Genomic DNA, 357 nt, shown 5'->3' on the forward strand with positions numbered 1-357 from the left:
CGTGACCGTTGTGGATTCCCTGGTGAGAAAGCCGCGTTCCTGAGACTCGGTGTACCCGAGCATGCTGCGGTCAGCCATGGTCAGCAGAACCAGCGGCATTGCGAGGGATCGAAGCTCGCCCTTCGTGACCGGCGCCTCCGGAATGTTAGTCCTGGGTTTTTCGGCCTACTCGGCGTGATGGTGCAGTTGTTCCCGCATGATCCGCGTTCCGCCGACCAGTCGGCGAAGGCAGCTCTCATCGAGCACCGCGTGAACCAGAGGCGAATCCCGGGGTCCGAAACGCTGCTGACGGGAGAGCAGGTAGGAGACTCTCCCCTCGGCCTCCTCCTCGGTGATGACCCCTCGCCGCAGATCTGC

General features: G+C 63.3%; 1 protein-coding gene. It reads right to left on the reverse strand.

The features are described 5' to 3' along the window. Positions 1-165: 165 nt before the first annotated feature. Positions 166-357, reverse strand: a 192-nt coding sequence (locus tag PUR61_RS09105; protein ID WP_329877580.1) for a Scr1 family TA system antitoxin-like transcriptional regulator, incomplete at its 5' end; no start/stop codon positions are given.

Origin of the sequence: Streptomyces sp. BE20 (genome assembly GCF_036322525.1) — a bacterium.
Taxonomy (GTDB): Bacteria; Actinomycetota; Actinomycetes; order Streptomycetales; family Streptomycetaceae; genus Kitasatospora.